This is a genomic window from Enterobacter sp. HNDS-6 (genome assembly GCF_039850505.1).
Lineage (GTDB): Bacteria > Pseudomonadota > Gammaproteobacteria > Enterobacterales > Enterobacteriaceae > Enterobacter > Enterobacter kobei.
The window spans coordinates 658,509-680,580 of the sequence record NZ_CP156673.1; the positions used below are offsets into that span (position 1 = coordinate 658,509).

Sequence of the window (22,072 nt, forward strand, 5' to 3'; positions counted from 1 at the left end):
TTTCAGGAGTCATTATGAAACTATTTCGTATTGTTGATCCGTTTACGCTTACTCTGGTGGTCACCGTTTTACTGGCCTCGTTTTTCCCGGCCCGCGGTGGTTTCGTCCCGTTTTTTGAGGGGCTGACGACGGCCGCTATCGCGCTGCTGTTCTTTATGCACGGCGCAAAACTCTCCCGCGAAGCGATTATCGCGGGTGGTGGCCACTGGCGACTGCACCTCTGGGTGATGTGCAGCACCTTTATTCTGTTCCCCATCCTCGGGGTGCTGTTTGCGTGGTGGGCGCCAGTTAACGTCGACCCGGCACTCTATACCGGTTTTTTGTATCTCTGTATTCTGCCAGCCACCGTGCAGTCGGCCATTGCGTTTACCTCCCTCGCGGGTGGCAACGTTGCGGCCGCGGTCTGCTCCGCATCGGCATCCAGCCTGTTAGGGATTTTCGTCTCCCCGCTGCTGGTGGGGCTGCTGATGAACATGCATGGCGCGGAAGGTAACCTTGAGCAGGTGGGCAGGATCTGTCTGCAACTGCTGCTGCCCTTTGTCCTGGGCCATCTCTCGCGCCCGTGGACAGGTGCGTTTGTGACGAAGCATAAAAAGTGGATCTCCAAAACCGACCAGACCTCAATTCTGCTGGTGGTTTACTCCGCCTTCAGCGAAGCGGTCGTGAACGGGATCTGGCACAAGGTGGGCGCAGGCTCACTGCTGTTTATCGTGGTCGTCAGCATTGTCCTGCTGGCGATTGTCATTGCCGTAAACGTCTTTGTGGCACGTAAATGCGGCTTCAACAAAGCAGATGAAATTACGATTGTTTTCTGCGGTTCGAAGAAGAGCCTGGCGAACGGTATCCCGATGGCCAACATTCTGTTCCCGACCTCGGTAATTGGGATGATGGTATTGCCGCTGATGATTTTTCATCAGATCCAGCTGATGGTCTGCGCCGTGCTGGCGCGTCGCTATAAACGTCAGACGGAAAAACTGGCGCAGGAAGAGACCCGCGCCGCGAAGGCTTAAGGACGTTTCAGGGGCTGAACCAGCTGGGTCAGCCCCTCGGTTTTGATCAGTAGCGTAATAGCCATCAGCTCGCCCAGTCGCCCGGCCGGGAACTCATCCTTACGGGCAAACCACAGCAGATACTCCTCCGGCAAATCGATCAGCCTGCGGCCCTTATATTTACCGAACGGCATCTCCGTATTGGCGATCGCAACGAGCTGCTCTTTTTCCACGTTACTCTCCTAACAGACGCATCATTTCCGCTTCGTCGATAACCTCAATGCCGAGTTCCTGGGCTTTCGCCAGCTTCGAACCCGCTGCTTCCCCGGCAATCACCAGGTCGGTTTTCTTCGACACGCTGCCCGCCACTTTTGCGCCCAGCGCCACCAGACGCGCTTTCGCATCGTCGCGTGAAAGCTGGCTCAGGCTGCCGGTCAGCACCACCGTTTTACCGGCGAACGGACTGTCGATCTCTTCGGCATTAACCACCATCGGCGCGGGCCATTTGATGCCCTCTGCCAGCAGTTTGCCAATGACTTCGCGGTTGCTCTCTTCCGCAAAGAAGTTAAAGACGTGCGTGGCGACTACAATGCCGACATCCGGCACTTTCTGCAGCTCGTCGATGCTTGCCTTTTCCAGCGCCTCCAGCGTGCCAAAGTACGCCGCCAGACCTGCTGCCGTTGCCTCCCCCACTTCACGGATGCCCAGCGCGTAAAGGAAACGGGCGAAGGTGGTCTCTTTTGCGGCTTCCAGAGCGTTAACCACGTTCTGCGCCGACTTCGGCCCCATGCGATCCAGACCGGTCAGCTTGCCCGCCGTCAGTTTGAAGAGATCCGCTGGCGTATGCACATACTCTTTTTCAACCAGTTGATCGATAATCTTATCGCCCATGCCGTCGACGTCCATGGCGCGACGGGAGACGAAGTGCTTCAGTGACTCTTTACGCTGCGCGCCACAGATCAGGCCGCCCGTACAGCGCGCTACCGCCTCACCTTCAACACGCTCCACGTCAGAGCCACACACCGGGCAATGGGTCGGGAAGACCACTTCACGCGTATCATCAGGGCGTTCAGACTCAACGACGTTTACCACCTGCGGAATAACATCGCCCGCGCGACGAACCACCACTTTGTCACCAATCCGCAGGCCCAGACGTTCAATCTCATCGGCGTTATGCAGCGTGGCGTTACTCACCAGCACGCCCGCGACCTGCACAGGCTCAAGACGGGCGACCGGGGTAATGGCGCCCGTACGGCCGACCTGGAACTCCACGTCGCGAACGAAGGTCATCTGTTCCTGAGCAGGAAACTTAAACGCAACCGCCCAGCGCGGCGCACGCGCCACAAAGCCGAGTTGCTCCTGAAGCGCCAGTGAGTTCACCTTAATGACAACGCCATCAATATCAAAACCGAGCGTCGGACGGTCCGCTTCCACCTTGTGGTAGAACGCGAGTACCGCTTCTGGCGAGTCACAGAGCTGTACGCGGTTACTTACCGGCAGGCCCCACGCCTTAAACTGCATCAGGCGCCCGAGGTGCGTATCCGGCAGCTCGCCTCCCTCCAGGATCCCCACGCCGTAGCAGAAGAAAGTGAGCGGTCGCTTCGCGGTGATACGCGGGTCAAGCTGGCGCAAAGAGCCTGCCGCCGCATTACGCGGGTTAGCAAATACTTTCCCGCCGGTGCGGCGCGCTTCTTCGTTGATTTTCTCGAAACCCGCCTGCGGCAGGAACACCTCGCCGCGCACTTCCAGACGCGCAGGAATGTTGTCCCCCTGCAGCTTCAGCGGAATTGCGCGGATGGTACGCACGTTGGTCGTAATGTCTTCACCCGTCGTGCCGTCGCCACGCGTGGCGGCACGCACCAGCACGCCGTTTTCGTAGAGAAGACTGACCGCCAGGCCATCAAGCTTCAGCTCGCAGCACCAGGTGAGAGCGTCGCTGCTTTTCAGACGGTCCTGCACGCGCTTGTTAAACGCGAGGAAGCTCTCTTCATCAAAGACGTTATCCAGCGACAGCATCGGTACTTCATGGCGTACCTGGCTGAACGCTCCCAGCGGCTCGGCACCGACACGCTGGGTGGGAGAATCCGGCGTAATGAGTTCCGGGTGCTGCGCCTCCAGTTCGCGCAGCTCGCGCATCAGGCGGTCATACTCCGCATCCGGCACCTCCGGCGCGTCCATAACATGATAGAGATATTCATGATGGCGAAGCGTGGTTCGCAGGTCAGTGAGTTGTTGTTCTATTGAGTCCATATCGCACCATCAATGAGAAAAAACCCCCGACATGCGGGGGTTGAGGAGGAGTTGACGTAAACGCGATGATTACGCGTTGGCTTCCTTAACTTCGCGGATGCGGTCCTGATACTCGCGCAGTTTCTGCGGGGTCATCATTCGACGCTGATCGTCGAGCACCACACCGCCTACTTCGTCAGCGATGTGCTGAGCGGATTGCAACATCAGCTTAAAGTTTTGCAGTTCATCACCGTAAGAGGGCACCTGCATAAAGATGGTGACACCTGGGGTCACGAAATCACCGGTCATTTCCGGATCAAAAGTACCCGGGTTGACCATATTGGCCAGGCTGAACAGCGCCGGGCCGCTACCGTCAGGGCTCAGGTGGCGATGGAAAATATTCATGTCGCCAAACTTGAAGCCTGCCTGTTGAATACTGTTAAGCAGCACATCACCGTTGAGATGGCTACCGTGATGCGCGGCCACGTTCATGATGATCACCGCTTCTTTACGCTGCGGTTTTTCAACAACCGGTTCTGGCTCAGCTACTGGTTCTGGCTCAACATGCTGTGCTGGAGCAGGCTGCGGCGCTGGCTGCACATGAACAGGCTGCTGCGGCTGTTGTACCGGCTGCGCGGGCTGTTGTTGCACAGGCTGCTGCACGGGCTGCGGTTGAACCGGCTGTGGCGCAGCAGGCTGCTGATGGACAGGCTGTTGCGGCGGCTGGCGCACAGGCTCTTCTACCGGCTGCGGCGCCTGCTGGCGCGGCTGAGCAGAGGCGTACGGCGGTTGATACTGGTGCTGCGCAGGACGGGGGGCTTCATGCTCCCCATGAGCCGCGCCGGGCGCAGTATTGACCCGATGAACACGAACTTCACCCACGCCGTCATCGTCGCGACCGTCGATGTCATCTTCAATGTCATCGTCATCACGACTGGACTTCATGCGCTTCAGTGGGCGATCGCGGAACATCGAAGAACGCTCTTTACGGCTGGTCCAGAAACCATGTACCAGTAAAGCGATTATGGCGATCGCGCCAACAATGATTAATATCAGACGCAAATCCTGCATCATTATATTCTCTGTTGTTCTAACACCTTGCCACCACGGCAAACATTTACTCACTAAGAGTATTTGCCGTTTACGTCAAGTGCAAGTGTGTGCAGAGCATTCACAGCATAAAGATGAAGGAAATCGTGCTTTTTGCTGGTTTTTCGAACATTTCCGAACTGGTCATTAGCCTACAAGTGGATAATATAGGCGGCAATTCCACTGGTTGTGAAAAAAGGAGTACAGCCTGGTTATGGTTTCAACATCGTCTTCTCCCCCACGCAGCGGCGTCTGGTATTTTTCTCAGGGCTGGAAACTGGTTTCACTGCCGGGTATCCGACGCTTCGTCATCCTTCCGCTGTTGATCAACATTCTTCTGATGGGCGGCGCGTTCTGGTGGCTTTTTACAAAGCTCGAGAGCTGGATCCCTGCGTTAATGAGCTATGTGCCCGACTGGCTACAGTGGCTGAACTATCTGCTCTGGCCGGTGGCGGTTATCTCCGTGCTGCTGGTGTTCGGCTATTTCTTCTCAACCATCGCTAACTGGATAGCCGCACCGTTTAACGGCCTGCTGGCAGAACAGCTGGAGGCGCGGCTTACCGGCGCGACGCCGCCGGACACGGGCGTGCTCGGGATCATGAAAGATATCCCCCGCATCATGAAGCGCGAGTGGCAGAAATTTGCCTGGTACCTCCCCCGGGCGGTAGTGCTGCTTATCCTCTATTTTGTGCCCGGCATTGGCCAGACCGTGGCGCCGGTGCTGTGGTTCCTGTTCAGCGCCTGGATGCTCGCCATCCAGTATTGTGATTATCCGTTCGATAACCACAAGGTACCGTTTAAAGCGATGCGCAACGCCCTGCGTACCCAGAAGGTCGCCAATATGCAGTTCGGCGCGCTAACCAGCCTGTTCACGATGATTCCCTTCCTGAACCTGTTCATCATGCCGGTTGCTGTGTGCGGCGCGACGGCAATGTGGGTGGACTGCTACCGTGCTAAGCACGCGTTATGGAAATAATGCAAAAATGTGTAAAGCAGGGGTGGCTTATGCCGCCCCTTATTCCATACTGATCCCCATTATTTCCTTGCAGTATATAGATATGCGAATTCCTTACTTCCCCCTCCCTGCTTAGCAGGTATGCTGGGGCGGTATCCCAATTTCATACAGTTAAGGACAGGCCATGAGTAAGATTTATGAAGACAACTCGCTGACTATCGGTCATACGCCCCTGGTTCGACTGAACCGTATCGGTAATGGACGCATTCTGGCGAAGGTCGAATCTCGTAACCCGAGCTTCAGCGTAAAATGCCGTATCGGTGCAAACATGATTTGGGATGCTGAAAAACGTGGCGTGCTGAAGCCTGGCGTTGAACTGGTTGAACCGACCAGCGGTAACACCGGTATCGCTCTGGCCTATGTCGCTGCCGCGCGTGGCTACAAACTGACGCTGACCATGCCGGAAACCATGAGTATCGAACGCCGCAAACTGCTCAAAGCACTCGGCGCGAACCTGGTACTGACCGAAGGTGCGAAGGGCATGAAAGGTGCCATTCAGAAAGCGGAAGAGATTGTCGCCAGCGATCCGGCAAAATATCTGCTGCTGCAGCAGTTCAGCAACCCGGCTAACCCGGAAATTCACGAGAAGACCACTGGACCGGAAATCTGGGAAGATACTGACGGTCAGGTTGACGTGTTTATCTCCGGCGTTGGTACCGGCGGCACCCTGACCGGCGTGTCACGCTATATAAAAGGCACAAAAGGTAAAAAAGATCTGATCACCGTTGCGGTTGAACCCACCGACTCACCGGTTATCACCCAGGCACTGGCAGGCGAAGAGCTCAAGCCGGGTCCGCATAAAATCCAGGGTATTGGCGCGGGCTTCATTCCGGGCAACCTGGATCTGAAGCTGATCGATAAAGTGGTCACCATCACTAACGAAGAAGCCATCTCTACCGCGCGTCGTCTGATGGATGAAGAAGGCATTCTCGCCGGTATCTCTTCCGGTGCGGCTGTTGCGGCAGCGCTCAAACTTCAGGAAGATGAAGCCTTTACCAATAAGAATATTGTGGTTATCCTTCCTTCCTCGGGTGAGCGTTACTTGAGCACCGCACTGTTTGCCGATCTGTTCACTGAAAAAGAGCTGCAACAGTAATGCCAGCATGTTAATAACGCGTAAAAAAGCACCTTTTCAGGTGCTTTTTTGTGGCCTGCTTCAAACTTTTGCCCCTCCTGGCATTGCTTCACCCCGTTGGGTCTGGTATTTAAACCAGCAATTATTTTGATGCGTGAAATTAATCAGTGAACGAAATAGCCTTGCTGAATCGATTTTATGATTTGGTTCAAGTCTTGCTTTCGCTGCATAATGTTTAATGACGATCGAAACGTCAGCGCTAACAATACAGGCTAAAGTTCAGTCGCCAGGCTAGACTTTAGTTCCACAACACTAAACCTATAAGTTGGGGAAATACAATGTTCCAGCAAGAAGTTACCATTACCGCTCCGAACGGTCTGCACACCCGCCCTGCTGCTCAGTTTGTTAAAGAAGCGAAAGGCTTCACTTCTGAAATCACTGTGACTTCCAACGGCAAAAGCGCCAGCGCAAAAAGCCTGTTCAAACTGCAGACTCTGGGCCTGACTCAGGGCACCGTAGTCACCATTTCTGCGGAAGGTGAAGACGAGCAGAAAGCAGTTGAGCATCTGGTAAAACTGATGGCTGAGCTCGAGTAAGTTTCCGGGTTCTTTTAAATATCAGTCACAAGTAAGGTAGGGTTATGATTTCAGGCATTTTAGCATCCCCGGGTATCGCTTTCGGCAAAGCACTGCTGCTGAAAGAAGACGAGATCGTCATCGACCGGAAAAAAATTTCTGCCGACAAGGTTGATCAGGAAGTTGAACGTTTTCTGAGCGGTCGTGCCAAGGCATCTGCGCAACTGGAAGCAATCAAAACTAAAGCTGGCGAAACTTTCGGTGAAGAAAAAGAAGCCATCTTCGAAGGGCATATCATGCTGCTCGAAGATGAGGAGCTGGAGCAGGAAATCATAGCCCTGATTAAAGATAAAGGCATGACGGCCGACGCGGCTGCGCATGAAGTTATCGAAGGTCAGGCAACTGCCCTGGAAGAACTGGATGATGAATACCTGAAAGAACGTGCGGCTGACGTACGTGACATCGGTAAGCGCCTGCTGCGCAACATCCTGGGTCTGGCCATCATCGACCTGAGCGCGATTCAGGATGAAGTGATCCTGGTTGCCGCTGACCTCACCCCGTCCGAAACCGCACAGCTGAACCTGAAAAAGGTCCTCGGTTTCATTACCGACGCGGGTGGCCGTACTTCCCACACCTCTATTATGGCCCGTTCTCTGGAATTGCCTGCCATCGTGGGTACCGGTAGCGTCACCTCTCAGGTGAAAAACGGCGACTATCTGATTCTGGATGCCGTAAACAATCTGGTTTACGTCAACCCAACAAACGAAGAGATCGAAAAACTGCGCGCGGTTCAGGAGCAAGTTGCGACTGAAAAAGCGGAACTCGCTAAGCTGAAAGACCTGCCAGCCATCACCCTGGACGGCCATCAGGTTGAAGTGTGCGCAAACATCGGTACCGTACGTGACGTTGAAGGCGCTGAGCGCAACGGTGCGGAAGGTGTGGGTCTCTATCGTACAGAATTCCTGTTCATGGACCGTGACGCGCTGCCTACTGAAGAAGAGCAGTTTGCTGCGTATAAAGCCGTAGCAGAAGCGTGTGGCTCTCAGGCGGTTATCGTCCGTACTATGGACATCGGTGGCGACAAAGAGTTGCCATACATGAACTTCCCGAAAGAAGAGAACCCGTTCCTGGGCTGGCGTGCAGTGCGTATCGCCATGGATCGCAAAGAGATCCTGCGTGACCAGGTGCGCGCAATTCTGCGTGCCTCTGCTTTCGGTAAACTGCGCATCATGTTCCCGATGATCATCTCTGTTGAAGAAGTGCGTGCACTGAAGAAAGAGATCGAAATCTACAAACAGGAACTGCGCGACGAAGGTAAAGCGTTTGACGAGTCAATCGAGATCGGCGTGATGGTGGAAACCCCAGCAGCCGCGACCATTGCGCGTCATTTAGCCAAAGAAGTTGATTTCTTTAGTATCGGCACCAATGATTTAACGCAGTACACCCTGGCAGTTGACCGTGGTAATGATATGATTTCACATCTCTACCAGCCAATGTCACCGTCCGTACTGAACTTGATCAAGCAAGTTATTGATGCTTCTCATGCAGAAGGTAAATGGACTGGCATGTGTGGTGAGCTTGCAGGCGACGAACGTGCTACACTTCTGTTGCTGGGTATGGGTCTGGACGAATTCTCTATGAGCGCCATTTCCATCCCGCGCATTAAGAAGATTATCCGTAACACGAACTTCGAAGATGCGAAGGTGTTAGCAGAGCAGGCTCTTGCTCAACCGACAACGGACGAGTTAATGACGCTGGTTAACAAGTTCATTGAAGAAAAAACAATCTGCTAATCCACGAGATGCGGCCCAAATTACTGCTTAGGAGAAGATCATGGGTTTGTTCGATAAACTGAAATCTCTGGTTTCTGATGATAAGAAAGACTCCGGAACTATTGAGATTGTTGCTCCGCTCTCCGGCGAGATCGTCAACATCGAAGACGTGCCGGATGTAGTGTTTGCTGAGAAAATCGTTGGTGATGGCATTGCTATCAAACCAACTGGCAACAAAATGGTTGCTCCAGTTGACGGCACCATCGGTAAAATTTTTGAAACCAACCATGCGTTCTCTATCGAATCTGATAGCGGTATCGAACTGTTCGTTCACTTCGGTATCGACACCGTTGAACTGAAAGGCGAAGGCTTCAAACGTATCGCGGAAGAAGGCCAGCGTGTGAAAGTTGGCGACCCGGTAATTGAATTCGATCTGCCACTGCTGGAAGAAAAAGCCAAGTCTACCCTGACGCCGGTTGTTATCTCCAACATGGACGAAATCAAAGAACTGATCAAACTGTCTGGCAGCGTCACCGTGGGTGAAACCCCGGTTATCCGCATCAAGAAGTAATTCTTGCCGTACAGAAAAATGGCGCCTTCGGGCGCCATTTTTGTTTATGCGGGAAGGATAAGCTCGTCGTACCCTTTCGACTGGGTGTACAACATCACGTCAGTCACCCGATCCCCCGCCATGCGGATAGCATCGGCAACGGTTTTCCCCTCAACGATACCACTGACCAGCTCGGAACAGAACAGATCGCCCGTCCCTTTCAGATCGGTTTCTACGCGCGGATGCGCGCTAACGGTAACGCCCTCTTTCGTCACCAGCACCACGTGGATGTTGTGCGGGTCGTCAGCGACCGGCGCGCTGGTAATCGCCACCCATTTCAGGGAATCGGAAAGCAGCCCCTGCGCTGCCGCGACGGCGCTTTCCGGCGTGCGGCACGGTTTTCCGCTTAATACTTCCAGTTCATAGACGTTTGGCGTAATACCCTGCGCCAGCGGCAACAGGTGCTCCCGATACGCTTGCGGAATATCCGGCTTCACGTACATTCCACTGTCAATGTCGCCAATAACCGGGTCGACCAGTACCAGCAGGTCAGGATGGTGCGCTTTGACCGCCTTCAGCCACTGAGCCAACAGGGCGATCTGGCTGGCGCTGCCCATATAACCGGTGGTAACCGCTTTAAGCTCGCGCAGGATCTCGCGTTCTTCCAGCGCCTTCAGGTAGCCGCTGAACCACTCATCGGGGATCACGCCGCCGTAGAAAGTGTCATAGTGCGGCGTATTGCTGAACAATACCGTCGGCACGGCGGTGACGTTCAGCCTGTGGGTACGAATATTCGGAACCGCAATGCTGTTCCCCACGCTGCCATAAACCACCTGCGACTGCACTGCGACAATATCGGTTTGCTGCGCCCGGGTGTTATCCCGGAATAAAATCATCTCCATGACGCTTAAATTCCCGCCCCCTGCGAATAACTCTCTTCACCAAAGACGCCGGTAGACAGATAGCGATCGCCGCGGTCGCAGATAATCGCGACCACAACGGCGCCTGGATTCGCCTGCGCAACGCGCAACGCCCCCGCTACCGCGCCACCCGAGCTGACCCCGCAGAAGATGCCTTCACGCACGGCCAGCTCACGCATGGTATTCTCCGCCTCGCGCTGGTGAATATCCAGCACCTGATCCACCAGCTGCGCATTAAAAATACCCGGCATGTATTCTGCTGGCCAACGGCGTATCCCCGGAATGCTGCTCCCCTCTTCCGGCTGCAGGCCAACGATAGTGACGGCTTTTTCCTGCTCGCGCAGAAAACGCGACACGCCGGTGATGGTGCCGGTGGTGCCCATGCTGGAGACAAAATGGGTAATACGTCCGTCGGTTTGCTGCCAGATTTCCGGGCCGGTGGTGGTGTAATGCGCGTAGGGATTATCCGGGTTGTTGAACTGATCGAGCAACTTACCTTCGCCACGCTCCGCCATTTCTAAGGCTAAATCGCGTGCGCCTTCCATCCCCTGCTCTTTGGTGACCAAAATCAGCTCGGCCCCGTAGGCGCGCATTGCGGCGCGGCGCTCCTGGCTCATGTTGTCCGGCATCAGCAGCTTCATGCGGTAGCCTTTCAATGCCGCAATCATTGCCAGTGCAATCCCGGTATTGCCGCTGGTGGCCTCAATCAACACGTCGCCGGGCTTTATCTCACCGCGTTTTTCAGCCTGAACAATCATCGACAGCGCCGCACGGTCTTTCACCGAGCCTGCCGGATTATTGCCCTCAAGTTTGACCCAGATTTCACTTCCGTTGTCTGGCCCCATGCGCTGAAGCTTGACCAGAGGAGTGTTGCCGATGGTGTGTTCGAGTGTAGTCACGATTTTTACTCAATAAAAAAGCCGGGGGCGCGCAGCGATCCCGGCCTACAAGACTCAGTGATAACTGTAGGCCCGGTAAGCGCAGCGCCACCGGGCGATAAACATCCTAATAACCTATCAGGCTGACTCCGCCAGAGCAATATTCTCGCGCGTCTCGATGCGCTCCTTCCCGTGATAAATGCGGGCATGCTGCAGACCGACAAACAGACGCTCGCCCCGGTGCGGCGGCACATCATCACGCATGACGACGGTCAGCTGCTCGGTATACCAGCCCAGCGGCTGTACCACCAATTGGGTGTAGTGCCCTTTAGGGCTAGCTTCCAGTACCTGCACTGGCAGCGGTGAATCCAGGCTGGTGCGGCGGCTCACGTCCACTTCCCACGGACGCAGGAACAGATCGACCGGCCCCTGATGCGCGGAGGTATAGCCCAGCGGCCAGCGGTGCGCGCCGACGTGGAACTGTCCACCGCGAATGGTGCCCTGCAGACGGTTCACTTCACCCATAAATTCCAGCACGAAACGGGTCGCCGGTTCACGCCAGAGCTGCTCCGGCTCGTCAACCTGCTCGATGTTGCCCTGGCTCATGACCACCACGCGGTCCGCCACTTCCATCGCCTCTTCCTGATCGTGGGTCACAAAGACGCTGGTAAACTTCAGCTCTTCATGCAGCTGACGCAGCCAGCGGCGAAGTTCTTTACGCACCTGCGCATCCAGCGCACCGAACGGTTCGTCCAGCAGCAGAATTTGCGGCTCAACGGCCAGCGCACGTGCCAGCGCGACACGCTGTTTCTGTCCGCCAGACAGCTGCGCCGGGAAACGATCCGCCAGATGTGCCAGCTGCACCATCTCCAGCAGCTTAGTCACTTTCGCTTTGATGGTGGCGGCATCCGGGCGTTCGCGACGCGGCAGCACGGTCAGGCCAAACGCGATGTTATCAAACACGGTCATGTGGCGGAACAGCGCATAGTGCTGGAACACAAAACCCACTTTACGATCGCGGGCATGCAGGCGGCTCACGTCGGTGCCGTGAAAGCGAATGTGCCCGCTGGTCTGATGCTCAAGCCCGGCGATAATACGCAGCAGCGTGGTTTTACCCGAGCCAGACGGCCCCAGCAGCGCCACCATTTGTCCGGAAGGGATATCCAGCGAGATATCATTCAGCACCTGGGTGCGACCAAAAGACTTCTTAATATTGGCAATCTCAATGCTCATGATTTCCCTCCTGATGCTGACGTTTTTCCTGATTCTCTAAACGCCACTGCACCACACTCTTCAAAAACAGGGTCAAAATAGCCATCAGCGTCAGTAACGCTGCGGCAGTAAAGGAACCGACGGTGTTGTAGTCCTGTTCCAGTAATTCAATCTGTAACGGCAGCGACAGGGTTTCACCGCGGATGGAGCCGGATACGACGGAAACGGCACCAAACTCACCAATCGCTCGGGCGTTGGTCAGCACCACGCCGTAAAGCAGCGCCCAGCGGATATTTGGCAGCGTCACGCGACGGAACATCTGCCAGCCTGACGCGCCCAGCAGCACCGCCGCTTCGTCTTCGTTGCTCCCCTGGCTTAACATCACCGGCACCAGTTCGCGCACCACAAACGGACACGTCACGAAGATAGTCACCAGCACCATGCCCGGCCAGGCGAACATGACCTGCAGGTTATGCTCATCCAGCCAGCCGCCCAGCGGACCGTTAGAACCGTAAAAGAGCAGGTACACCAGACCCGCCACCACCGGCGACACGGCAAACGGAATATCCAGCAGGGTCAGCAGCAGCTGACGTCCCGGGAAGTTAAAACGCGTCACCAGCCACGCCAGCAGCGTCCCGAACACCAGGTTCACCGGCACGGTGATCAGGGCAATCAGTACGGTCAGCCAGATGGCATGGAGCATGTCCGGATTCGCCAGGTTCTCCAGCGCGGGCATCAGCCCCTTGCTGAACGCCTGAACGAAGATATACACCGTCGGCACGACGAGAATGAGGGCGGACACCAGCACGCCCACGCCAATCAGAAACCATTTACCCCAGTTGATACGGGGAGCATCGTATCGCTTCAATTGCGTAACTTCCGCCATCAGTGACCTACCACACGTCGACCAAAGCGACTTTGCAGAGTGTTAATTGAGTACAGCAGCAGCAGTGAGGCTGCGAGGATCACCGAAGCAATGGCGCTCGCCGCCGGATAATCAAACTCCTGAAGACGGATGAAGATCATCAGCGAGGTGACCTCCGTCTTCCAGGCAATGTTCCCGGCGATAAAAATCACCGCGCCGAACTCACCGAGGCTGCGGGTAAACGACAGCGCAACGCCCGCCATCAGTGCCGGGGAGAGTTCCGGCAACACGACCTTGCGGAAACTCTGCCAGCGCGTGGCCCCCAGCGTTTCCGCCGCTTCTTCATATTCCGGACCCAGCTCTTCCAGCACCGGCTGCACGGTACGCACCACAAACGGGATGCTGGTAAAGGCCATCGCCACCGCGATACCAAGCCAGGTATAGGTGACTTTGATATCAAGCTTTGCCAGCCACTCACCGTACAGTCCGTTCACGGAGAAGAGCGACGCAAGGGTTAAGCCCGCAACAGCCGTCGGCAGCGCAAACGGCAGATCCATCAGTGCGTCAAGCAGCGTGCGGCCAGGGAAACGATAGCGGGTTAAGATCCACGCCATCAGCAGGCCGAACACACCGTTAAAAATGGAGGCGACAAACGCCGACAGCAGCGTCACTTTATAGGCGGCCACCACCTGCGGGTTGGTGACCACGTCCCAGTACTGCGCCCAGCTCATCTGCGCAAGCTGCATCACCAGTGCGCTGAGCGGCAACAACAGGATCAGGCAGACGAACAGCAGGCTGGTCCCCAGACTTAAGGTAAAGCCCGGCAGCACGCGTTTGGTCGAGACTGCAAACATTACTTACGCCCCGCCGCCAGCAACTTGTCTAACTCACCGCCGCTGGCAAAGTGCGTTTTCATCACCTCAGGCCAGGAGCCGAAATGATCTTCCACGTGGAACAGTGCGGTCTGTGGGAATTTATCCTTCAGTTTGTTCATCACGTCCGGGTTATTCACGCGGTAGTAGTAATCGGTAATGATGGTCTGCGCCTGCGGGCTGTACAGATAGTTGAGATAGGCTTTTGCCGCTTTCTCAGTACCGTTTGCCTTCACGTTTTTATCCACCCACGCCACCGGGAATTCGGCCAGAATGTTGGTTTTCGGGATAACCACCTCAAAGCCCTGCACTTCATACTGTTTGCGGATGTTGTTCACTTCCGACTCAAAGCTGATCAGCACATCGCCCAGCCCACGTTCTGCGAAGGTGGTGGTTGCCCCGCGGCCGCCGGTATCAAACACTTCAACGTTTTTCAGGAACTGGGTCATGAACTGCTCGGTTTTGGCTTTATCGTTACCGTCAGCCTTGTCCGCCGCACCCCACGCCGCCAAATAGGTGTAACGCGCATTACCGGAGGTTTTTGGGTTCGGGAAAATCAGCTTCACGTCAGAACGCACCAGGTCGCTCCAGTCGTGGATATTTTTCGGGTTACCTTTACGCACCAGGAAGCCCATGGTGGAATAGAACGGCGAGCTGTTATTCGGCAGACGGCTCTGCCAGTCAGCAGGGATAAGTTTGCCCTTGTCGTGCAGGATCTGCACGTCAGTAACCTGGTTGTAGGTCACGACATCCGCCTTCAGTCCCTGCAATATCGCCAGCGCCTGTTTGGAAGAACCGGCATGGGACTGTTTGATGGTCAGCTTATCGCCGTTATTGTCTTTCGCCCACTGCTGTTCAAACGGTGGGTTAAGGGCGGCAAACAGCTCGCGGGAGACGTCATACGAACTGTTCAGCAGCTCAGTCGCCTGCGCCTGGGCCACCAGCAATAAACCTGCCAGCGCCAGAGTTCCTTTTTTCAGTACAGTAACGGCCATTGCGCACCCTTATAAATGTGATGACTATCTTATAGTCATAATATTTATAACGAGGTCGAAAGGAGTAACGGTTTTATATACCGTTTGGTGATTTAGAAGCAGAAAAGGGAATAAGGCTGCAATCCCCCTCTCCCCTGCGGGGAGAGGGTTCGGGTGAGGGGCGTTAAAGCGCCAGCAGACGCTCAACGGACGGCGCGAAGTAGTAGCCGCCGGTTACCGGTTTGGTGAAGCGCAGCATCGCGTCGCGCTTGCCGTCAGTGTCGCCGAACATGCTCATCAACTGCTGCTCGATGTTATACAGGCGTGCGCAGTACGCGCAGAAGTAAAGACCGTGGGTGCCGCTTGCAGTGCCATACGGCAGGCTCTGGCGGACAATCTTCAGCCCTTTGCCCTCTTCTTTGAGGTCAACGCGGGTCAGGTGAGAGGTCACCGGACGGTCATCGCCGTCGATCTCTTCGTTCGCCTCTTTGGTGCGACCAATCATCATCTCCTGGTCATGCACGCTCATGCGGTTAAGCTGCTTGAGATTATGCTCCCAGCGCTGCACGAACACGTAACTGCCGCCCGCATCCACGCCATCTTTGATGACCGCCACGTCACGACGCGTCTCTTCACCCGCCGGGTTTTCCGTGCCGTCGACGAAGCCGCTCAGATCGCGCTCTTCTACCCAACGGAAACCGTGAACTTCTTCCTGCACCTCAATGCTGTCGCCGAACGCTGCTACCGCGGCCTGGGCAACGGAGAAGTTAACATCGTGACGCAGAGAGAGAATATGAATCAGCAGATCGTACTGGGTGGCCGGGGCCAGACCTTTACCGTAAGGGATAAAGTCTTTCAGCTCTTCCGCCCCTTCGCCGCCGCTCAGCTGACGCCAGACGTTATTGCCAAAAGCAACAACGGCGCCGAGATGGGCATCCGGGAATTTGGCCTGGAAAGTCGCCAGTTTATCAACAAACGCTTTACTGGCCGCACGCAGGGCATCCACATCCCCTTTGACATTGGCTTCGATCCAAATCGCCGCGCGGCAATGTTCTGGCAAAATGCCACTCTGAACCTGAGACATCGCTCCTCCTGAAATAAAGATGCCACGTCAGCGTGGCATTGATGGCGGGTATTATACCCGGATTTCAGCGAGGCGGTTTGTTCAGACGCAAATTACTGCTTCCAGACTATTTTGCTCACTTTCCAGCTTTTCAGCGTGTCGTCAGACGGCATTAATCCCTCCGGACCGCTCCAGGTACCGATGAAGACATAGCTGATGTGCTGGCTGCCTTCCGCCTTACATTCCACCGCGACGCCCTCGTCGGAAGGCGCGCTGGTGCAGTTGCCAAAGGCTTGTTTATACAGATCGCTAAACGGCGTACCCACTTTCACACCGCTGGCGGTCGGGATTTCGTCGTCGAGCACCGCAATACGGTTCACAGTGCCTTTATCGCCATTAATCACCAGCGCCAGTTTGTCCCCTTTTAGCGCTTCAAAGTACCGCACAATGTTGCCATTCTCGGTTTTCATGCCGCTACGCAGGCGGTAGTCACTGCTCAGGGCGTCCTGAATGGCATCCTGATCGAGCGCGGTTGATGCGGTAATTTTTCCTACGCCCTGCTCGGTCAATTCCGTGGACGCGCCAAACCAGTTCCACGGATAGGCTGCGGACCAGTTGATGGAGGAGAGCGTTGAACAGCCGGTTAATGCCAGCGGGAGAGCGCATAAAAGTAAACGCAGCGATTTCATTGAAACGTCCTTACGTGTTAAATCAACGCTTGTTGGAGTACGACTTCGGTAAAAAGTGCCGTTCTAATCTGACTCTTGCGTAAAACAGGCGCGTAAACGAGGATTTGTCAGCAGCCACAGCAACGCCACAATATCCGCGATCACCAGCGCAATCCCGATACCCGTTAGCGGTTCACCGTACCACCAGAGTACAGGCTGCCAAAAGAGTAGCGCAGTCTGGGCAATGATCAGCAGCCAGCGAAGCGCCCCCCAAAAGCGTGGAATCATATGCCGCCGTCCGCTGACCAAAAACGCCAGAACGGCGGGAATGCCCGGCAGTAAGCCAAGCCAGAAAGCATCGTGATCGGGATAGAAGAGATTCAGCAGCGTGTCGCCCTGCCCGCGCGACGCGCCAGCCATCACAAACAGCACCCAGGTTCGCGCCTGCAGCAGCAGAACGCACCAGAATAAAAAAGGCAGCCTGAGGCGGCCCTGCGCGTCATAGTCTCCCGGGTGGATCTCAGTACTCTTCATCTTCGATCAGGCGCTTACCTAAATTCAGCACGTCAGAGTGCTCATAGCCCAGACGTTCATACATGCCCAGCACCACATCGTTATCTTCCCGCACCATGATCTGAATTTTCGGGCAGCCGCGAGCAATCAGCTTCTTCTCAAGCCGGTTCAGTAACGCATTCGCGATGCCACGCCCACGGTATTCCGGATGGACCCCCAGATAATAAGCCGAGCCGCGATGGCCGTCATAGCCGCCCATGACGGTGCCGACAACCTCGCCATTCACTTCCGCGACCAAAAACAGACTGACGTCGTGATTCACCTTCCGTTCGATGTCCATCTCCGGATCGTTCCACGGACGCAGCAAATCGCAGCGCTCCCAAAGGGTGATCACCTCTTCGAAATCTTCCTGGCGAAAAACGCGTATCTCCATGGTATTAACCGCCTTTTCGGGTTCAAAAACAGTGATTATGGCGCGTACGGGACGTTTAGCCAATAACCGGGGAAAATCTCGCCAAAATTTGGCATAATGTCACTTTGTCACGTATTGAAATGAAAAGTAAAACAATTCTCAATAAGGACTGTCGTAACGGGAAACACGATACGATATAACACCAGGACCCCTTTTTTTAGTATTCAGGCCGCATGAGCACATTCAAACCATTAAAAGCACTCACATCGCGTCGTCAGGTTCTCAAAGCGGGGCTGGCGGCCTTAACGTTAACCGGTATTGCAAAGCAGGCTCAGGCGAAAGACGAGAGCACGCTCAAAACCAGTAACGGACACAGTAAACCCAAAACCAAAAAGCCAGGCGCAAAGCGTCTGGTGATGCTGGACCCGGGCCACGGCGGGATTGATACCGGCGCCATCGGCAAAAACGGGTCAAAAGAAAAACACGTCGTGCTGGCGATTGCAAAAAACGTGCGCGCAATTTTACGCAGCAACGGCATTGACGCCCGGCTGACGCGCTCTGGCGACACCTTTATCCCGCTGTATGACCGCGTGGAGATCGCCCATCAACACGGCGCGGATCTGTTTATGTCGATTCACGCTGACGGCTTTACCAACCCGTCAGCCGCGGGCGCGTCGGTGTTTGCCCTGTCCAACCGTGGGGCCAGTAGCGCCATGGCAAAATACCTCTCCGACCGTGAGAACCGGGCGGATGAAGTGGCCGGGAAGAAGGCCACGGACAAAGATCATCTGTTACAGCAGGTGCTGTTCGACCTCGTGCAGACGGACACCATCAAAAATAGCCTGACGCTCGGCTCGCATATCCTCAAACGGATTAAGCCGGTGCACCGCTTGCACAGTAAAAGCACCGAGCAGGCGGCGTTTGTGGTGCTGAAGTCACCTTCAATTCCGTCCGTACTTGTGGAAACATCTTTTATTACCAACCCGGAAGAAGAGCGGCTGCTCGGCACCACGGCGTTTCGCCAGAAGATTGCTAACGCCATCGCCTCCGGCATTATCAGTTACTTCAACTGGTTCGATAACCAAAAAGCGCACGCCAGGAAACGTTAATGAAACCCAATGCTCAACTGGTCAAAACGTTCCTGCTGCAACTGCAGGATGAGATTTGCCAGAAACTGGCCGCCGCAGACGGCGGTGAATTTCAGGAGGATAACTGGCTGCGTGAGGCAGGCGGCGGTGGCCGCAGCCGCGTATTGCGAAATGGCGGCATCTTTGAACAGGCGGGGGTGAATTTTTCCCACGTTCATGGTGACGCTATGCCCGCCTCTGCGACAGCGCATCGTCCTGAGCTGGCGGGCCGAAGTTTTGAAGCGATGGGCGTTTCGCTGGTGGTGCATCCGCATAATCCGTTTGTGCCGACCAGTCACGCTAACGTACGCTTTTTCATTGCTGAAAAACCGGGGGCCGATCCGGTCTGGTGGTTCGGCGGCGGTTTCGACTTAACGCCCTACTACGGTTTCGAAGAGGACGCCGTGCATTGGCACACCACCGCGCGCGACCTTTGTCTGCCGTTTGGCGAAGACGTCTACCCGAAATTTAAAAAGTGGTGCGATGACTACTTTTACCTGAAGCACCGCGACGAGCAGCGCGGCATCGGTGGACTGTTCTTTGACGATCTCAACACGCCCGATTTTGATACCGCGTTCAGCTTTATGCGCGCGGTGGGCGAAGGCTTTACTGAGGCCTATTTGCCCATTGTCGAACGTCGTAAAGATATCGACTATGGCGTGCGCGAGCGCGAATTCCAGCTTTATCGCCGCGGGCGCTACGTGGAGTTTAACCTGGTGTGGGATCGCGGGACGCTCTTCGGCCTGCAGACCGGCGGGCGCACGGAGTCGATTTTAATGTCAATGCCGCCGCTGGTACGCTGGGAATACTGTTACGAGCCAAAAGAAGGCAGCCCGGAGGCTGCCTTGAGTGAGTTTCTGAAAGTACGCGACTGGGTGTAATTGCCGGATGGCGCTGCGCTTATCCGGCCTGGTTAACCCGTAGGTCGGGTAAGCGAACGCGCCACCCTACGCACCGCCGCTACAGAGGCTGCGTCTGCGCCTCAACCACCGCCAGCGCCACCATGTTCACAATGCGGCGCACAGAGGCAATCGGCGTTAATACATGCACCGGTTTCGCCACGCCCATCAGTACCGGCCCTACGGTCACCCCTTCAGAGCTGGATACGCGCAGCAGGTTGTAGCTGATACGCGCCGCTTCCACGTTCGGCATAATCAGGATGTTTGCCGAGCCTTTCAGCGGGCTGTCCGGCATACGCTCGTTGCGGATGCTTTCCACCAGCGCGGCATCGCCGTGCATTTCTCCGTCAATCATCAGCTCCGGCGCACGCTCGCGCACCAGCTCCAGCGTCTGACGCATTTTGCACGCCGCCGCTGATTTAGACGAACCAAAGTTAGAGTGCGATAGCAGCGCCACTTTCGGCTCAATACCAAAGCGACGCACGGTTTCTGCCGCCATCACGGTGATCTCCGCCAGCTCGTCCGGGGTTGGATCGTCGTTAACGTAGGTATCGGCGATAAACGTGTTCCCGCTTGGCAGCAGCAGCGCGTTCATCGCTCCGGCGGCGTGAACCCCTTCGCGGTAGCCGAAGATCTCCTGCACCACGCTGAAATGCTCGTGGTAATCGCCGATGGTACCGCAGATCAGCGCATCCGCTTCGCCGCGATGGACCATAATCGCGCCGATCACCGTGGTATTGCTGATCACCGCCCGCTGCGCCTGCTCCTGGGTGATCCCACGACGCTTCATGATCGCGTAGTATTCGTTCCAGTACTCTTTAAAGCGCGGATCGGATTCGTTATTGACGATCTCAAAGTCCACACCCGGCTTAATCTGCAGCCCCAGTTTCTGAATGCGCATTTCGATCACGCTCGGACGACCGATCAGGATCGGCTTCGCCAGCCCGAGACTCACCAGCTCCTGGGTGGCATGCAGCACGCGCGCCTCTTCCCCTTCCGCCAGCACCACGCGTTTTGCGTCCGCGCGGGCCTGAGAGAAAATTGGCTTCATAAACAGGTTGGTTTTGTAGACGAACTCGGTGAGTTTATCGACGTAAGCGTCGAAGTCCTGGATCGGGCGCGTTGCCACGCCGGAGTCCATTGCCGCTTTGGCCACCGCTGGCGCGATCTTCACGATCAGTCGCGGGTCAAACGGTTTAGGGATGATGTAGTCAGGCCCGAAGCTCAGATCCTGATCGCCATAGGCAGAAGCCACCACTTCGCTCTGCTCGGCATGCGCCAGTTCCGCGATGGCATGAACCGCTGCCAGCTTCATCTCTTCGTTGATCGCCGTTGCGCCAACGTCCAGCGCGCCACGGAAGATGAACGGGAAGCAGAGCACGTTGTTCACCTGGTTCGGGTAGTCCGAACGGCCGGTACAGATAATGGCGTCTTCACGCACCGCTTTCGCCAGCGGCGGCAGAATTTCCGGTTCAGGGTTCGCCAGGGCCAGGATCATTGGCGCACGCGCCATCTTCTTCACCATCTCCTGGGTCAGCACTTTCGGGCCCGAGCAGCCAAGGAAGATGTCCGCACCGTCAATCACGTCCTCAAGAGTGCGTTTTCCGTCATCGTCCACCGCATACGCCGCTTTGGTTTCCGCCATGTTTGGCTCACGGCCTTTGTAGATCACGCCTTTGGAATCGCAAACCACGATGTTGTGTTTCTGCATCCCCAGCGCCACCAGCAGGTTCATACAGGCGATGGCCGCCGCGCCCGCGCCGGAGACCACCATACGCACGTCGGAAAGATTTTTCTCGACCACGCGCAGGCCGTTCAGAATGGCGGCGGTGCTGATAATGGCCGTACCGTGCTGGTCGTCATGGAACACGGGGATGTTCATACGCTCGCGCAGCTTCTGCTCGATATAGAAACATTCCGGCGCTTTGATGTCTTCCAGGTTGATACCGCCGAAGGTTGGCTCCAGCGCGGCGACGACGTTAATGAATTTATCCGGGTCCAGCTCGTCCACTTCGATATCGAACACGTCGATACCGGCGAATTTCTTGAACAGAACGCCCTTCCCTTCCATCACCGGCTTACCCGCCAGCGCACCAATGTTGCCAAGGCCGAGTACCGCCGTACCGTTAGAGATCACCGCGACCAGGTTACCGCGCGCGGTGTACTTATAGGCCGCCAGCGGATCTTTTTCGATTTCCAGACACGGTGCCGCCACGCCCGGTGAGTAGGCAAGCGCCAGATCGCGCTGAGTCGCCAGCGGCTTGGTTGGGGAAACCTGGATTTTGCCCGGAACGGGGAACTCGTGAAAATCGAGGGCACTCTGTTTCAACTGCTCATCCATCTTATTTTTCCTTTCACGTATCGGTCAAAAGGGT

General features: G+C 55.8%; 22 protein-coding genes. 8 read left to right on the forward strand and 14 right to left on the reverse strand.

Annotation, left to right across the window (positions count from 1 at the left end):
- The first annotated feature begins 14 nt into the window (after positions 1–14).
- Positions 15–1,010: a bile acid:sodium symporter family protein gene (locus tag ABFI50_RS02985; RefSeq protein WP_014884734.1), complete on the forward strand. Its 996-nt coding sequence runs from the start codon at positions 15–17 to the stop codon at positions 1,008–1,010.
- On the opposite strand, the gene ABFI50_RS02990 is transcribed toward ABFI50_RS02985, so the two are convergent.
- The 3 genes from ABFI50_RS02990 to zipA form a co-directional block, all read right to left on the reverse strand.
- Positions 1,007–1,222, reverse strand: a complete 216-nt coding sequence (locus tag ABFI50_RS02990; protein ID WP_014884735.1) for a DUF3820 family protein — start codon at positions 1,220–1,222, stop codon at positions 1,007–1,009. The two genes, ABFI50_RS02985 and ABFI50_RS02990, sit on opposite strands and share 4 nt — an antisense overlap.
- A gap of 1 nt (position 1,223) precedes the next feature.
- The gene (gene ligA, locus ABFI50_RS02995; RefSeq protein WP_248217307.1) at positions 1,224–3,239 is read right to left on the reverse strand and encodes an NAD-dependent DNA ligase LigA; all 2,016 of its coding nucleotides are present in this window, start codon (positions 3,237–3,239) and stop codon (positions 1,224–1,226) included.
- Between the two features lie 69 nt (positions 3,240–3,308).
- The gene (zipA, locus tag ABFI50_RS03000; protein ID WP_045134549.1) at positions 3,309–4,292 is read right to left on the reverse strand and encodes a cell division protein ZipA; all 984 of its coding nucleotides are present in this window, start codon (positions 4,290–4,292) and stop codon (positions 3,309–3,311) included.
- 229 nt (positions 4,293–4,521) lie between these two features.
- On the opposite strand from zipA, the gene cysZ reads away from it, so the two are divergent.
- The 5 genes from cysZ to crr all read left to right on the forward strand — a co-directional run bounded on the left by cysZ (position 4,522) and on the right by crr (position 9,315).
- The gene (gene cysZ, locus ABFI50_RS03005; protein WP_023338618.1) at positions 4,522–5,283 is read left to right on the forward strand and encodes a sulfate transporter CysZ; all 762 of its coding nucleotides are present in this window, start codon (positions 4,522–4,524) and stop codon (positions 5,281–5,283) included.
- A 163-nt stretch (positions 5,284–5,446) separates the two neighbouring features.
- The gene (gene cysK / locus ABFI50_RS03010) at positions 5,447–6,418 is read left to right on the forward strand and encodes a cysteine synthase A (RefSeq protein ID WP_014884739.1); all 972 of its coding nucleotides are present in this window, start codon (positions 5,447–5,449) and stop codon (positions 6,416–6,418) included.
- Between the two features lie 317 nt (positions 6,419–6,735).
- A complete protein-coding gene (gene ptsH, locus ABFI50_RS03015) occupies positions 6,736–6,993 on the forward strand; it encodes a phosphocarrier protein Hpr (protein WP_000487600.1) in 258 nt (85 codons plus the stop codon).
- A 44-nt stretch (positions 6,994–7,037) separates the two neighbouring features.
- Entirely contained in the window at positions 7,038–8,765 is a 1,728-nt protein-coding gene (ptsI, locus tag ABFI50_RS03020) for a phosphoenolpyruvate-protein phosphotransferase PtsI (protein WP_014884740.1), read from the forward strand.
- A gap of 40 nt (positions 8,766–8,805) precedes the next feature.
- On the forward strand, positions 8,806–9,315 hold the full coding sequence (crr, locus tag ABFI50_RS03025) for a PTS glucose transporter subunit IIA (protein ID WP_003861316.1): 510 nt from the start codon (positions 8,806–8,808) through the stop codon (positions 9,313–9,315).
- 44 nt (positions 9,316–9,359) lie between these two features.
- Here crr and pdxK read toward each other — a convergent pair whose 3' ends face one another.
- From pdxK to ABFI50_RS03075, 10 genes are all read right to left on the reverse strand, one after another.
- Positions 9,360–10,196, reverse strand: a complete 837-nt coding sequence (gene pdxK / locus ABFI50_RS03030; protein ID WP_023338619.1) for a pyridoxine/pyridoxal/pyridoxamine kinase — start codon at positions 10,194–10,196, stop codon at positions 9,360–9,362.
- Positions 10,197–10,201: 5 nt separating this feature from the next.
- Entirely contained in the window at positions 10,202–11,113 is a 912-nt protein-coding gene (cysM, locus tag ABFI50_RS03035) for a cysteine synthase CysM (RefSeq protein ID WP_045268314.1), read from the reverse strand.
- 117 nt (positions 11,114–11,230) lie between these two features.
- Positions 11,231–12,325 carry a sulfate/thiosulfate ABC transporter ATP-binding protein CysA gene (cysA, locus tag ABFI50_RS03040; protein ID WP_248217305.1) on the reverse strand — a complete coding sequence of 365 codons (1,095 nt, stop codon included), beginning with the start codon at positions 12,323–12,325 and terminating at the stop codon, positions 11,231–11,233.
- The gene (cysW, locus tag ABFI50_RS03045) at positions 12,315–13,190 is read right to left on the reverse strand and encodes a sulfate/thiosulfate ABC transporter permease CysW (RefSeq protein ID WP_023331041.1); all 876 of its coding nucleotides are present in this window, start codon (positions 13,188–13,190) and stop codon (positions 12,315–12,317) included. The genes cysA and cysW overlap by 11 nt, the downstream gene beginning before the upstream one ends.
- On the reverse strand, positions 13,190–14,023 hold the full coding sequence (cysT, locus tag ABFI50_RS03050; RefSeq protein WP_014884745.1) for a sulfate/thiosulfate ABC transporter permease CysT: 834 nt from the start codon (positions 14,021–14,023) through the stop codon (positions 13,190–13,192). The genes cysW and cysT overlap by 1 nt, the downstream gene beginning before the upstream one ends.
- Complete coding sequence (locus ABFI50_RS03055; RefSeq protein WP_248217303.1) at positions 14,023–15,036, reverse strand: sulfate ABC transporter substrate-binding protein; 1,014 nt, start codon at positions 15,034–15,036, stop codon at positions 14,023–14,025. The genes cysT and ABFI50_RS03055 overlap by 1 nt, the downstream gene beginning before the upstream one ends.
- A 163-nt stretch (positions 15,037–15,199) precedes the next feature.
- On the reverse strand, positions 15,200–16,099 hold the full coding sequence (locus ABFI50_RS03060) for a Dyp-type peroxidase (protein ID WP_023331044.1): 900 nt from the start codon (positions 16,097–16,099) through the stop codon (positions 15,200–15,202).
- 92 nt (positions 16,100–16,191) lie between these two features.
- Positions 16,192–16,767, reverse strand: coding sequence for an RpoE-regulated lipoprotein (locus ABFI50_RS03065; protein ID WP_048996833.1), 576 nt, complete (start codon positions 16,765–16,767; stop codon positions 16,192–16,194).
- Between the two features lie 63 nt (positions 16,768–16,830).
- Positions 16,831–17,280, reverse strand: a complete 450-nt coding sequence (locus ABFI50_RS03070) for a DUF2919 domain-containing protein (protein WP_232932832.1) — start codon at positions 17,278–17,280, stop codon at positions 16,831–16,833.
- Positions 17,267–17,692 carry a GNAT family acetyltransferase gene (locus ABFI50_RS03075; RefSeq protein WP_014884750.1) on the reverse strand — a complete coding sequence of 142 codons (426 nt, stop codon included), beginning with the start codon at positions 17,690–17,692 and terminating at the stop codon, positions 17,267–17,269. Before ABFI50_RS03075 ends, ABFI50_RS03070 begins: the two co-directional genes overlap by 14 nt.
- A 212-nt stretch (positions 17,693–17,904) precedes the next feature.
- Between ABFI50_RS03075 and amiA the strand changes: the two genes are divergently transcribed.
- Positions 17,905–18,780 carry an N-acetylmuramoyl-L-alanine amidase AmiA gene (amiA, locus tag ABFI50_RS03080; RefSeq protein ID WP_014884751.1) on the forward strand — a complete coding sequence of 292 codons (876 nt, stop codon included), beginning with the start codon at positions 17,905–17,907 and terminating at the stop codon, positions 18,778–18,780.
- Positions 18,780–19,679, forward strand: a complete 900-nt coding sequence (gene hemF / locus ABFI50_RS03085; protein WP_045268317.1) for an oxygen-dependent coproporphyrinogen oxidase — start codon at positions 18,780–18,782, stop codon at positions 19,677–19,679. The genes amiA and hemF overlap by 1 nt, the downstream gene beginning before the upstream one ends.
- Positions 19,680–19,758: 79 nt before the next feature.
- Here hemF and maeB read toward each other — a convergent pair whose 3' ends face one another.
- Positions 19,759–22,038, reverse strand: coding sequence for an NADP-dependent oxaloacetate-decarboxylating malate dehydrogenase (gene maeB, locus ABFI50_RS03090; RefSeq protein WP_014884753.1), 2,280 nt, complete (start codon positions 22,036–22,038; stop codon positions 19,759–19,761).
- Positions 22,039–22,072 lie beyond the last annotated feature (34 nt).